Origin of the sequence: Pseudoalteromonas sp. SG41-2, assembly GCF_014164535.1 — a bacterium.
GTDB lineage: Bacteria > Pseudomonadota > Gammaproteobacteria > Enterobacterales > Alteromonadaceae > Pseudoalteromonas > Pseudoalteromonas rhizosphaerae.
The window spans coordinates 36,016-50,017 of sequence record NZ_JACJFK010000016.1 but is presented as its reverse complement, the minus strand read 5'-3'; the positions used below and the strand labels follow the sequence as shown (position 1 = coordinate 50,017).

At 39.8% G+C, this 14,002-nt stretch carries 11 protein-coding genes; 3 read left to right on the top strand and 8 right to left on the bottom strand.

Going from position 1 to position 14,002, the window contains the following annotated elements; translation table 11 throughout:
* Positions 1–103: 103 nt before the first annotated feature.
* Positions 104–1,174, bottom strand: coding sequence for a mechanosensitive ion channel family protein (locus H5186_RS13805; protein WP_404936442.1), 1,071 nt, complete (start codon positions 1,172–1,174; stop codon positions 104–106).
* A 154-nt stretch (positions 1,175–1,328) separates the two neighbouring features.
* Here H5186_RS13805 and H5186_RS13800 point away from each other — a divergent pair, with 154 nt between their 5' ends.
* From H5186_RS13800 to H5186_RS13790, 3 genes are all read left to right on the top strand, one after another.
* On the top strand, positions 1,329–2,309 hold the full coding sequence (locus H5186_RS13800; RefSeq protein ID WP_182794591.1) for a YihY/virulence factor BrkB family protein: 981 nt from the start codon (positions 1,329–1,331) through the stop codon (positions 2,307–2,309).
* 71 nt (positions 2,310–2,380) lie between these two features.
* Positions 2,381–3,223: a pirin family protein gene (locus H5186_RS13795; protein ID WP_182718960.1), complete on the top strand. Its 843-nt coding sequence runs from the start codon at positions 2,381–2,383 to the stop codon at positions 3,221–3,223.
* 21 nt (positions 3,224–3,244) lie between these two features.
* Complete coding sequence (locus H5186_RS13790; RefSeq protein WP_149982858.1) at positions 3,245–4,216, top strand: glutathione S-transferase family protein; 972 nt, start codon at positions 3,245–3,247, stop codon at positions 4,214–4,216.
* 90 nt (positions 4,217–4,306) lie between these two features.
* Here H5186_RS13790 and H5186_RS13785 read toward each other — a convergent pair whose 3' ends face one another.
* From H5186_RS13785 to H5186_RS13755, 7 genes are all read right to left on the bottom strand, one after another.
* Positions 4,307–4,882 carry a hypothetical protein gene (locus tag H5186_RS13785; RefSeq protein ID WP_182778721.1) on the bottom strand — a complete coding sequence of 192 codons (576 nt, stop codon included), beginning with the start codon at positions 4,880–4,882 and terminating at the stop codon, positions 4,307–4,309.
* Positions 4,883–4,979: 97 nt separating this feature from the next.
* Complete coding sequence (locus tag H5186_RS13780) at positions 4,980–5,771, bottom strand: LytTR family DNA-binding domain-containing protein (RefSeq protein ID WP_182740493.1); 792 nt, start codon at positions 5,769–5,771, stop codon at positions 4,980–4,982.
* Entirely contained in the window at positions 5,768–6,823 is a 1,056-nt protein-coding gene (locus H5186_RS13775; RefSeq protein WP_246175609.1) for a sensor histidine kinase, read from the bottom strand. The genes H5186_RS13780 and H5186_RS13775 overlap by 4 nt, the downstream gene beginning before the upstream one ends.
* A gap of 61 nt (positions 6,824–6,884) precedes the next feature.
* Positions 6,885–9,407 (bottom strand): glycoside hydrolase family 3 protein, encoded by a 2,523-nt coding sequence (locus H5186_RS13770; RefSeq protein ID WP_182794590.1) that lies wholly within the window; start codon positions 9,405–9,407, stop codon positions 6,885–6,887.
* A 49-nt stretch (positions 9,408–9,456) separates the two neighbouring features.
* On the bottom strand, positions 9,457–10,233 hold the full coding sequence (locus H5186_RS13765) for a family 16 glycosylhydrolase (RefSeq protein ID WP_182740495.1): 777 nt from the start codon (positions 10,231–10,233) through the stop codon (positions 9,457–9,459).
* Between the two features lie 76 nt (positions 10,234–10,309).
* Entirely contained in the window at positions 10,310–13,012 is a 2,703-nt protein-coding gene (locus H5186_RS13760; protein WP_182794589.1) for a TonB-dependent receptor, read from the bottom strand.
* Between the two features lie 697 nt (positions 13,013–13,709).
* Positions 13,710–13,997: a putative quinol monooxygenase gene (locus H5186_RS13755; protein WP_149982864.1), complete on the bottom strand. Its 288-nt coding sequence runs from the start codon at positions 13,995–13,997 to the stop codon at positions 13,710–13,712.
* Between the last annotated feature and the right edge of the window lie 5 nt (positions 13,998–14,002).

Sequence of the window (14,002 nt, the reverse complement as noted above, 5' to 3'; positions counted from 1 at the left end):
CTATCTTCAGTAAAACTTTCTCCTCGAGCGATACCTCAGTCTTTGCTAAATAAAATTGCCGAACCCACAGCCATTAAACTAAGTATATTATTTAAAGAGCAAGTTAAATAATATTGTTACCCTGCTCGGGATCGCGAGAGCGCTCAGCTTGTTCACGAATTTCATCAGCATCACTGCTCACATCATCAATACCAGCATCCAGATGCGCAATCGGTTTGACTTTTTGATCTTGCGTAGTGGGTTGTTCCGGAGTCTTTTGTGCTTGCTCACTTGGTGCATTTAAAATAATCCGTTCACGAGCATCATCAGGCATACTAATACCATGCGCGTTAAAGCTATTAACCATTTCACGCATCAATTGCGACGCTACCTTAACCGGGCTGTTTTGCTCACTATTAACCCAAAAGTAAATACTGAGATTGATAGTGGCTGAGCCTAATTCATCAAGTAACACCTGTGGAGCCGGATCTTTTAGCACAGCAGCTTGTTTATCCATTAAACTCAGCGCTAACTGCTGAGTGTTACGTATATCGTTATCGTAACCTATGCCTATTTTATAGTGACCGCGCATTTTCGGATTAGCAGTAAGGTTTTTAATCACATTTTTATAAACAGTCGCATTAGGTATTTGAATATGATTACCATCAAAATCAACTAATGTGGTCGCCCGCGCAGTGACCTTTTTTACTACCCCTAAGCAGCCATCGACTTCAATAACATCATCAATACGAAAAGGACGTTGCACACTTAATAGCATGCTCGATATAAAGTTCTCTGCAATATCACGAAATGCAAAACCTAAGATTAGCCCGACTAATCCAGTTCCGCTCATTATCGCCACGGCAAATTCACTTAAGCCTGCTAAGCGTAAAAATAAATAAACTCCAAACAAAATGATCACAGTACTAATAAAGCGACGAGCAACAACATGCAATAACCGCCTATCACTTACATAGCCAATAGGTTTCACTAATAAATAAGACACAGGCTTTGCTAAAAAATAGCACACGATTATTGCTGCTATACCTAAAGTGAGAGCGGGTAACATTTGCCAAGCACTTTGTAAAAAATGCGCAATTTGTGAGTTTATACCTTGCCAAGATACTGGCGCTAAAGGATCCGCATTGGTACTCGTTGTTTGTATTTTTAATGCGCTAATAATTTGATTATTAATACTATTCATTATTTCCATATGTAACTCATGCGCTCTTTATTGATGAAACCATTAATTCTGTAGAAGCAAATTAAACGCCAACTTAAGCTGGCAAGCACCTTGCACCCTAACTTCTAATAAATAGTGACTAATAACCACCAGCAAGGAATAAAATATGGCACATAAACCACGTGGCTACACAGCAGATAAACCAACCGAGATCCCCTTGCTGGGCTGGTGGGATATCAGCAAGCGGGTATATCAAAGTATGTCGCAAGATAACTTATCCTTTGTTGCCGCTGGTGTCGCCTTTTACGCATTACTCGCTATTTTTCCAGCACTGGCAGCCTGTGTTTCGCTGTATGCTTATTTCGCCTCTACGGCGGATGTTAGTGAACAGATTAGTAAGTTTATTACTTTATTGCCACCAAGCAGCCGAGAAATCGTTCTACAACAGGTATCTGAAGTTACCCAACAATCACAAAAAGTGTTAAGTGTTAGTGCAATAAGCACGTTGTTATTAACCACATGGAGTAGCAGTAAGGGCTGCCAAGCACTGATCACAGCCTGCAATATTACCTACCATGAGCAAACCAAAAGGCAGTTTTTCAAAGCGCTTTTAGTGCGCTTTCTATTCTCTATTGGCGCTATATTGGTCGCCGTAATCGCATTATTAATCATTGGTATATTGCCTATCGCACTTAATATTGTTGGTCTAGAAAACAGTATCGATACGGTGATCAAATTACTCACTTGGCTGTTACTAGCAGCGACTTTTCATTTTGCTTTAGCTTTTGTATATCGTTATGCACCCCATAGAAAAGCGGCAAAGTGGCGTTGGGTTACAACTGGTTCAGTAATGGCTACTGGGCTTTGGATCATCGCATCATTAGGGTTTTCATATTATGTGTCACAGTTTGCTTCATACAATGAGACCTATGGTTCTTTAGCCGGGGTCGTGATCATGTTGATGTGGTTGTATATCAGCGCCTATATTATTATTTTTGGCGCTGCAATTAATGCCAGCACCGAACAGCAAACCATGGTTGATAGCACCGTGGGACCTGCACATCAGTCTGGCAATCGCGGGGCTTTTGTAGCGGATAACCTAACGAAAAAACAAAGATCAGAACGTTCTGTTAAAACGAATGAATAGTGCTATTTATACCCATGGTTGTTTAATTTTATTGTGTTTAAATAATACCATACAAGATTCGGAGCAAAGCAATGAAAGTAATAAAGCAACTCAATAGCCATGCAACCCAAGATGGTGATGGCGTAAATATTAGCCGGATACCAGGCTTTGATGGTAAGCATTTAGATCCTTTTTTAATGATCGACGAATTAAAATCCGACGATCACAGTGACTTTATGGGTGGGTTTCCTGCCCACCCGCATCGTGGTATCGAAACCTTTACCTACATTATTAAAGGCGGCTTTGAACACCAAGATCAAATGGGCAATAAAAAAGCTATTCGCGCAGGTGACGTGCAATGGATGAGTACCGGCTTTGGCGTTATCCATAGCGAAATGCCACTTGCCGATGCGATTGAGGGGATGCATGGCTTTCAAATTTGGCTCAATATGCCAAGCACTGAAAAGCTCAGAGCACCGAAATATCAAGATACTACTGAGCACTCTGCACCTGATCATAAAAATAGTCAAGGTGTTGAACTAAAAGCACTGGCTGGCAGTTGGCAATTTGACCAGCAAACTCAGGTTTCAAGCCTACAAGAACTAGCAGCCAATGGCATGCTAGCAGATGTAACATTACCTGTAGGCACTGAGTTTGCCCACCCACCTCTGATACAAAGCAAGGTGATGATTTATATTCATACCGGCTCTATCAACACCGAACAAGGTGGTCCAGTAATGGCTGGCAGCCTACTTATTTTAGAGTCCGGTAGTGATATTAAATTTAGCTCGCAAAGCGGCGCTGGGGTACTTATTTTAGCCGGTGATCCGCTTAATGAACCTATTGCTCACATGGGGCCGTTTGTGATGAATACGCAAGCTCAATTACGAGAAGCAATTAGTGATTACCAAAGCGGTAAATTTGGTAGCTTTTAAAACACGATATAGGAGTCAATTATGGGATTACTAGTCAACGGTAAATGGCAAGATAAATGGTACGACACCGATAAAAGCGATGGTGAGTTTAAACGCGAGTCTGCACAATTACGTAACTGGATAACCAAAGATGGCAGCGCAGGCCCAACTGGTGAGGCGGGCTTTAAGGCACAGAAAGGCCGTTATCATTTATATGTTTCATTAGCCTGCCCATGGGCGCACCGCACCTTGATTTTTAGAAAATTAAAAGGCCTTGAAGACTATATTGATGTCTCTGTGGTTAGCCCAGATATGTTAGATAACGGTTGGACGTTTGATAAAAACAACCACAGCACTGGAGATGCACTTTTTGATAAGCAATTTATGCATCAAATATACACCGAAAATAAAGCAGATTATTCCGGAAGAGTAACTGTGCCTGTGCTTTGGGATAAACAGCAAAATAAAATAGTCAGTAATGAATCTGCTGAAATCATTCGCATGTTTAACAGCGCCTTCAATGATTTAACTGGCAATAAACTAGACTTTTACCCAAATAACTTGCACGCTGAAATCGATGCAATTAATGAGCTGGTGTACAACAACATTAATAATGGCGTGTATCGTACTGGGTTTGCGACCACTCAAAAAGCCTATGAAGAGGCATTTAATGACTTATTCACTGCATTAGACAAAGTCGAAAGTATTTTACTCAAGCAGCGCTATTTGGTGGGCAACACCCTAACCGAAGCAGATTGGCGATTATTTACCACGCTAATACGCTTTGACAGTGTGTATGTTGGGCATTTTAAATGTAATCTGCGTACTATCGAAAATTACCCGGCACTGAGTGAATACTTACGTGAGCTTTATCAAGTTGCTGGCGTTAAAGAAACCGTTGATTTTTATCATATCAAACGACATTATTATTTTAGTCATACCATGATCAACCCAACGCAAATCGTCCCTAAAGGGCCCAATATTGATTACGCTCGCGAGCATAATCGCGGTTAACCAATTTATACTACCCCTGCAAAATGGCAGGGGTAGTTTAGGCCTTTTTATAACCACCACAAATCACAATAATGCCTTTTAAAGCTTTGATCACCACTGTATTGTATTGATAATATAACCAAAATAACTTTTTTCACCGACCAGATTTACTCTTTTATTCTTGAGCGTTAATAATTCAGCTTTATCTAAATACCATCTTATTGAATGTGTTTCTTCACTTGCTAAATCGGAAAACTTTAATTCTACGCAGTGCGGCTCATAGTCACTACTACATGTTGTTGCCTCAACTAATAAATATTCTTGCGACCAATACTCAGCCAATTGATAATTTGCCCATAACTGTATTGGGATATTAATGAATGTCCAAAAGTAAAAGTAAATAAACACGGGACTAAAAAGCAGCGTAAAATACTTAACTAAACGTCCCTCAGCAATAAAATGCTCATCTAAGCTTTCCTTCACTTGAGCAAAATTCTTATACTGACTAAAAAGGTAACCAATCGTCAGCACTGTCAGCGAGGGTAAAACCCATTTTAAAATAAAATTGTAATTAGCATTAGGGATAAATGCGGGATCCACACTTTCATACCAGATGAAAAAACCGCAAGGCATAAAACAGGTAATCAATAATATTAAAATAATCCAAAAAAGCTGAGGTTTTGCCATAGAAATTTAAAGTCCTTATAATTTATGACCTGAGATAGCATAACAAATGCCTATTATACAAACTGTTGCAGCTATAGTTTACTACTCTCAATATTTATTATTTGAACAAACTCTTTAAATTTTTACTATAGGTACGACTGACTTTAAGTGTTTTACCACTTTGTAATACAGCCGTGTATTCAGAGTTTCTAAGTGGATTAAGTTGCTTTATATGGCTTAAATTTACAATCGTTGATTTATGTATTCGCAGGAAATCTTCAGGCAAGGTGTTTTTTTCAAGCTCTTTTAAACGCGCACGCATTACGTGTGTTTCAGCAGGTGTGTGTACACACATATAATCCCCCGCCGCATCAATCCATAAAATATCTTTAAACGGAATAATTTGAATTGGGTTTTTAGCATCTTGAATAACTAAATTCTCAGCTTCAAACTTATAGTCAGAATTACCCGCCACTTCTAGTGGTTGGGATTCATTGATCACCAGCGATTGGTGCACTTCAATAAGTTCGGTTTTTCTGTTTAGCTTTTGGGTTTTAATAACTCTTTCAATGGCTTCTGCAAGGCGAGCTAACTTAACGGGCTTAAGTAAATAATCCAGCGCCCTCACCTCAAAAGCTTTAACAGCATGTTGATGAAATGCCGTAACAAAGATAACCGCAGGGCAGCTCTCTGGTTGAAAATGTTTAATTAATTCAAAACCTGACTTTGTTGGCATTTCTATATCTAGAAACACTAAATCTACATCATATTCGTTAAGTACTTTAATTGCTTCATCAACACTTTGTGCACTGCCAATCACTTCAATTTCAGCAAAGGCTTCTAAGCGAATACGCAAACCTTCAATAGCACTGTATTCGTCATCAACGAGTAACGTTTTTAATTGAATCATGATTGCAAACCATTAATTGGAAGAGAAATACAAAACCACGCACCACCGGTAGTCGCATTGCCTTTTTCAATTCGGTGACTATTACCATATATTAATTTTAAGCGTTGCTCACAATTAGCCAAGCCGATGCCTCTTTTGGTTTTTTTATTATCATCAAAGCCTTTACCAGTATCAGCAACTTTAATGAGCAATGCGGATTTTGTTTTTTCAACATTAATTGTGATCACCATTTTTTGATCTGCTCGCATACCATGTTTTAACGCGTTTTCTACCAATGGTTGAATTAATAAAGAAGGTATTAATAAATCGTTGCATGGTTCATCAACGCTAATATTAACCTCTAGCTTGTCAGCAAATCGGCATTGCTCTATATCTAAGTAGGTTCTTAACATTGCGATTTCTTCTTTGATAGCTACTTTTTCAAGTGGGTCGGTATATAAACTATGGCGCAATAAGTCACATAGTTTTTCAAGCATGTTTACTGCCTGCAAGCTTTCTTTTTTCAATATTAACGTGCAAATGGCGTTAATACTATTGAACATAAAATGCGGGTTAAGCTGATATCGAAGCATTTTTAGCTGTGACTCTTTCGCTAAATGGGTAGCTTCTGCGGCCTTTTGAGTTTGCTCAAGATTATCTAAATAAATTTTAATCCCGTAATAAAAGGCAGTCCATGTTGAAAGCATGGTTAACGAGGCTGACGTCCATGTACCAAAGTCAAACCATGACATTGAAAGCCACCAGTTACCATATAACCACTGCAAGGAAATCCATTTAATTTGCGTCCAGAGTAATGTTGCAATTAGAAGCAGCATAATACGTAACGCGACTTTAACTTTGAGCTCTTGCTGACTAAAACAGTTGTAAAATCGTCTTAACGTTAAAGTGATCAAAAAGCCACACGCTACATCAATAATTAAATGCGGTATATGTATTGTCCATGGCTCTTCGCTTGGTATTTTTATCATTAATTCGGTCAGCATTGCATAGACAATCCAACCACAACTTTGGAATAACCAGAACAACTGACTTCTAGGGTTATTACTATTCACATTATTAAATCCAATGTTATAGGCTGTTGATTAATAAACGTTAATCAACAGCCATAGGGTATTACTTTGCACACGTTAATGATAATGAGTAATTACTCGGTTTTATAGTCAACACCACATCAGCAATTGCTAAACTTAAATTTTGACTGGTAATGCGCAGCGCGTCTGTTATTTTTTGCTCAGCAAGTCCGCTATCACCACAGTGCAAAGAGATTGCTAGAGTATGCCAACTTTTGTCTGTCATTAATTGTGAAAACGATGAAAAATCAATATTCCTTAAGCAATGATTTTCGCTACACATGACTTGCAAGTTTGCTCCTTGTTCAGGAGCTTTATCTATGCGCATTTTTAATTCAAGGTAACCTGCACTAAATTTACTATCTAGCTGTTTAGGCTCTAGGTAACTCAAGCTAACAGCAGCTTGTGCGCGCCAATTAAAGCCACGGCCATCTTCTTGATAAGATAAATTGACTGATTGCATAAGTAAACTCTGTTTATCGCCACTGGTTGCTGATGCACCGCTGGCTAACACCTTTTCTGTGCTTGTATCTGCCAGTTGCCAAGTCATATTTTTGGCTAAGTTTCTTACAAACAGCGGATGTGAGTCACTATTAACAATTTTTTTAGGACTGGTTTTCTCACTCAAAACAGGCACATTTATGTTGTCCTGATAAGTTAAGCCATAGCCATAAGCAAATAATGGGTCATAGTCAGCATCGTTTAAGTTTAACGTAAATTGGTCATCATATTTAGGCCATGAAAAACTCAACTTACCGCTGAAATCAAACTGGGCTTTACCTTCGCTATTAGTTAATAGTACATCTGCAACGCCCTCACCTTCAGAGCCTGGTAGCCAAGCAGCAACAAAGGCATCCGATGCATTGAGCTCTTTATTAACCCACAACGGGCGGCCGCTTAAGAATACCGTTACTACCGGAATATTGTCTGCCTTAAGCTTTTTCAACAGTGCAAGTGCGTGTTTGGTTTCATGCTGAAACTCAAGCATTTCTATATCACCAAACCATTCTGCATAAGGTTCTTCACCAATAACAACAATGGCTACATCTGGCTTGGTTTTATACTCACCAGACTCGCTCAAAGTGATCTCACCACCCGCTTTTGTTACTTGCGACTGTAAACCCGCATAAATAGAGGTCGCATTTGGAAAGTCACTATTGGTATTGTCTGTGCCCTGCCAAGAAACGCTCCAGCCACCCGCTTGCATATTAATTGCATTCGCGCCTTTGCCGGCAACTAAGATGCGGCTACTCGCTTTGATTGGCAGCACGTTTTCGTTGTTTTTTAACAGAACGAGTGACTTACGAACCGCTTCTCTTGCCAAAATGCGATGCTCATTAGCACCTAACCACTGCGGGTGTTGTGATTCAGGTCGCGCTGATGGTTTGCTCTTCGAAAACACACCCCAGCGGATTTTAGCCCTTAAAAAGCGCCTAACGGCATCGTTAATTCTTGATTCTGCGATTACACCGTCTTTCACTTGCTTAACAGTATTATGATAAAACGCTTCAAAATGCTCTGGCACCATGATCACATCAACGCCCGCGTTAATTGCTTGCGCACATTGCTCTAAATCGCAGCCTTCTACAAACTTGTGAGCATTCCAATCACTGACTACAAACCCATCAAAACCAAGTTGGTTTTTAAGTACATCCGTTAATAAATGTTTATCACCATGTACACGTTTGCCATTCCAACTATTAAATGATGCCATCACTGATTGCACACCTTCATTAATAGCCGAAAAATAACCTGCGCTGTGAATATCTCTTAATCCTTTTTCATCGATAAGCGTATTTCCGCGATCAACGCCTCGCTCTGTACCACCATCGCCCACAAAATGTTTTGCGGTTGCAATACGGTTACTGCCTTTTAAAAAGTCAGCGCCTATATCACCTTGAATACCTGTCACCATACTACCTGCATACAGCCTAACTAATTCAGGATCTTCTGAGTAACTTTCATAGGTTCTGCCCCAGCGATCATCTCTGACTACAGCGACAGTAGGAGCAAAACTCCATTCAATCCCAGTGGCTGAGACTTCTTTCGCTGTTGCTTGGCCTATGCGCTTAATTAAGTCGACATCATGCGCAGCTCCTAAGCCAATATTGTGCGGAAATAACGTAGCGCCATACACATTGCTATGTCCATGCATGGCATCAGTACCCCAAATAGTCGGTATTGCAATACCGTCTTTCGTTGAGTCTATTGATGCTAGGTACATTTCATCGGCATATTTTAACCATGTGGCCTGATCAGCGCGTTTGTCGCCATAGGGGGCTGTATTGCCGCCATTTAGGTATGAACCAAACCCATATTTACGCATTTGTTCAACACTTAAATAACCAATTTCGGGCTGAATCATTTGCGCCACTTTTTGCTCTATGGTCATCTTTGCCAGTAGTTGTTCAATTTGCGCTTCTACAGCGGGATCGCGTTTAAGTTTAGTGTTTACATAAGGCCAGTTGACTTGCTCACGCTCTGCACTGAATGAATATTGACAAGTAAGCGCCCCAACTACGGGCAGTAAGCAAAATAATAATTTAGAATATTTGATTTGAGACATTAAAAACCTTCGAGATTAAATTCTATTTATAGATACAAACTTCTTAATTTTATTGGGGAATGTACTCAATAAAATCATAGTACGCCCACGAAGGGCTGCCATAGTATTGACCAGGGAAGTAATAGCCTTCGGTTGAGTTATCACCATTCCATTGGTTAATCATTATTTTTGTATTATCCATCGGCCATGCATACGCGGGAATTTCATTTTCAGCTAAATGACCATCGCCATTGTCTTTGTAGAGCACTCTTAATGTTTGCTCATTTCCTTGAGCGTCGTATAGGTACCAACGAATCGAGTTGCTAGACCAATCAAAGCCAATAGTTAATAAGTTTTCTCTGTAATCAAGCCCAAACTGACTTAAGTCGATGTCCTTTTCCCAGCTTTGATAAGTGCCGCCTTGCGGCTGGTAAATCACATTGGTATGAACAACGTTTCCAAGAGAGGGTAAAAGCTCAATATCTATCTCTTGCCATGCTCTGCCGGGTGAATCCCACCACGATGTGTAAGTAAAAATGGAAGACACAGTGCCTTGTGTATTTCCTGACTTAACACTGCCTTGCACTTTGCCAAAGCCATAAAAATTATTACTTTGCAGCTCGGCACATGCGCCTTGCGATAATGAAAGCGTGATCCCCTGTTGGCTTGGGTTAATCATTGCAGGGGAAAATTCACAGCCAAAAGGCGAGCCATTGTCGCCACTTCGCGCATTCCAAATGGTATTATCGTAACCCCATGAAAAATTATCTTTAAAATAATTGGCATATGTAAAAGGTGAGATAAACACACAACCTGCAACTAACGAGCTAATAAGCTTAGTTTTCATTATTGATCCTTATTTCAATTGTACACCTCCCACAGTGGTATATTGACTGTGGGAAGTTTAATTGTGGTTAGGTTATCTAGAATGAAAAACCAGCTCTTACACCGTAATACCTTGGCATGCCAAAGCTGCCTTTTGGAATTCCTTTGCTAGTATTATTCCAATATTGAATAGTTTCATCAGAGGCATTATTAACGAATACTTCTGCGTACCAGCTTTGTCCTTGCGGCTCATATTTAATTGACGCGTTATAGACTGCAAATGCATCTCGGCTATCATCAATGTATTTTGTCGCCTCGTCCGACACGCTAAAGTCCATATCATCTAAGTGTTTATCAACATTCCATACTGTTGAGTACGATTCATCTTTCCAGCTCGCATTAAGCCAACTATGGATAAAACCATATTCACCTAAATCAAATGTATGTGTGTAGCTGATGTTCGCCGTGAACTTAGGCGTCATCGCTAGGTTATTGCCTTTAAGGTTGGTTGATAGCAGTGTATTTTCAGGATTTTTTGATTCCTCATAAGAAATATCAAAAAGATACTCAGCATCGTAATCCCATTTAGTATTCCAATCGTCCGTCACTTTAGCATCAGTCCAGGTTACATAACCGGTGATACGCCCGCTTGGGTAAGGCTTCCAATCAAACTCAAGCTCAATACCTTTGATTGTTGAACTAGGAACATTTTGTGTGTAATAAGCAATCATAGGCTTGTTTTGAAAATCAAGTACCGGCTCGCCATTGCTATCTAAAACGGGAGAGCCATCTTCATCTTCTACCACAGATAAACGTTCTACATTACCGATTGAGCCCACTGATGCGTATTGCATGTCGGTGTAATCTGTGTAGAAAAACGCGGCTTTTAAGTTTAATGAATTATCAAAAAAGCTCGATTTAGCGCCAAGCTCCCATGTAAGTACTTCTTCTGGATCGAACTTAGTTTCAAAGCGTGTTACGTCGCCCGTTCTATCATTTACGACTTCATATACATCACCAATTCCACCAGCTTTAAAACCACTGGCAAGGTAGGTATAAACCATCGTTTCAGGTGAAATGTCGTAGTCTAAACCAACACGAAAGTCATGATGCTGCCAACTTCCTTTATTATCGTTTGCAAAGTATGACGCATAAATTGAAGGATCTTGGTAGTAATCAACTGGTAAATTATTTAGATCCGTTCTATTTAACCAACCTACGGCGCAGCCATCAGCATTAGAACAGCGATAGGTTTTTCCGCCTTTATCTTCTTTCGTTTCATCACTAAAACGATAGCCAAGTGTTAGGTGTAATTTTTCAGTTAAATTGTATGTACCTTGGCCAAACAAAGCGAATGCGTCTGTAGAGCGATCAGGTTGTTCCCAAAAGGCTTTATCGTCCATTGGGTTATCGTAATAACCTAAGGTCGTGGTTTTTTCGTGGAAATAGTTAGCACCAACAATCCAAATAAAATCGCCGTATTCGTCAGATTGTAATTGCACTTCTGTAGAAAAAGATTCAGCACCAGTGCCATCTAAAAAGTACGTTGCCCCATCCCAAGGATCGAGGCCGACTTCGCTATCTTGTGCTGAAGAGCGTTCCATATCCTCATAGCCAAGTAGCCACACAAGCGAATATTCATCATTTATATCGTAGTTAAGGGTATTTCTAAGATAGGTGATATCTAAATTAAGCTTACCAGGCACATTCACAACAGCTTGATATGTATTATCACTGGGTAAAAAGTTTTTGCAATCGCCGCCCAGCTCTTCACTTCTACCACGAATTTTATCGCAGTTAACTAAATCGAGATTGTTATTGCTGTTATTAACGTACTTTTGAAAAACGGTATGATTTGAAAAGCCACCATCTAACGGCTCCCAAAGCGTACTAATTCTAAAAGAGTATTCATCAGCGTTGTTATAAAAGTCGTCTTTTTCTGCGGGGGTTAATTGGCGAACTTTTTGCGCCTCTGGATTTGTGCCTGCGCCATCTATCCACCAGTTTTCTCGCTGCGTGACTGTTTGACCAATACCTTGATAAGAATCCTCTGAGATAACAGGAGCATTGAGTATATCGTCGCTTAATCGTCTTGAGTCGTATTGGTTAGGATCATAGTAACCCTCAAGGTAAGAATCTCGTTTTAATCCTTTGCCAGAAAACCGTACTGCAAATTCGTCATTAATTGGAATATTAATTACGCCATCAATATTTTTGCTGTTGTATTTTCCTGCTTCAACGTTCACATTGCCATATAAATGAGTGAATTCAGGCTTTGCTGAAATAACATTAATGCTACCAACTGTAGAGTTTCGACCAAATAATGTGCCTTGTGGCCCCCTTAATGCCTCAACTCGTTCAATGTCATACATCAGAGCTAGCGCTCCTTGCATTCTTGGCGAATAAATACCGTCAAGATGCACACCAACAGCAGGGTCGCCAAGCTCAGTAATATTGGTAGAGCGTACGCCACGCATCGAGATAACAGGTGCTGATTGATCCGTCGCTGTGGAGATATCTAACCCTGGCACTAGATTAGCAATATCTTTAACACTATTTACGCCATTTTGCCTGAGCTCAGCCTCCGTTAATGCTGTAATAGCAACAGGGGTTTCCATTAACTTTGTTTTACGTTTGGTTGCTGTTACAGAGATAACCTCTAAGGAGGTACTTTGTTTTTGCGCAGTGTTGCTTTCATTCGTATTCGTTGGATTATTCGTAGCAGCTTGTTGGGCATGTAACGGGAATGAGCAAGCCAATGCTACGGCAATTGATAATGCTTTTTTATTTATTGTGTGCATATTCGACCTTTTGATGTGTGTGTAAAACGTTAAGGTTTGTTACTTTTATTTAACAGTCTCACAGTATCCATAGGGTCTTTTTTGATTACTAGTCAAATACGCTAAGGCGAGTTAGATATAATACAAGCCGAAATTAAATCTTGGACAATAAATAAACTGACTCCTTGATTTAGTATCAACAGTCAAAAAACTTAAAAATTTATTGCATGAAAGTAAAACTGACCACCGATGCCATAAACACAAAGAAAGCGGATATAACCAATGAGCGATGAAAAATACCATGGCCTAACTTTATATACCCAAAAACGCAGGTCAGTACATTAGGTAAGTTATCAAGACTCACTCATTGTCACCTGCTAAGGCGTGATTAAAGCCATGCTTAACATGCTAAGCTCGATATAAAATACGTGGCTTTAAACACTGCCCCTATATACCCAAACCACCTCAAGATGCGAGTTTCAGTTGGAATTAAAAGCGATTTAGGCAAGGCATTGATTGCAAATAATAGTGGTTCTATTGTTAAAATCAATAACGCAGTATAAATCGCTTTTAAAACAACCCTTCGGGCGTTTCACAGGCACTTACTCTCAGCGTTGTTACTTCTTAAAAGGGACGGCCATTCTTGCAAAGTAACGCCTTGATATTAAGCACCTGTGAAACGCTGAATTCTGCATCTTGAGGTGGTTTGGGTATATTATTAACCAATCGTTTTATACACATCAATATTACTGTGAGTAAGTAGAGCACCAGCCTGTTCACCAAACGTTTTAAAATGTGGCGCTAACTTATGCTCTTCAAAGTGCTCATTTGTAGCCCATTGTTCAGTTACAATGTAATCTGTTTGCGTGTCATTATTTTTCACAGCCAGCTCGTAGCGCAAACACCCTACTTCTTTGCGCGATAACTTTTGTAAGTTATCAAGTGCACTAAGTAACGTAGCTGCATCAGCGTTTTTACATGACAACATTGCTATAACGGTTAACATAGTTA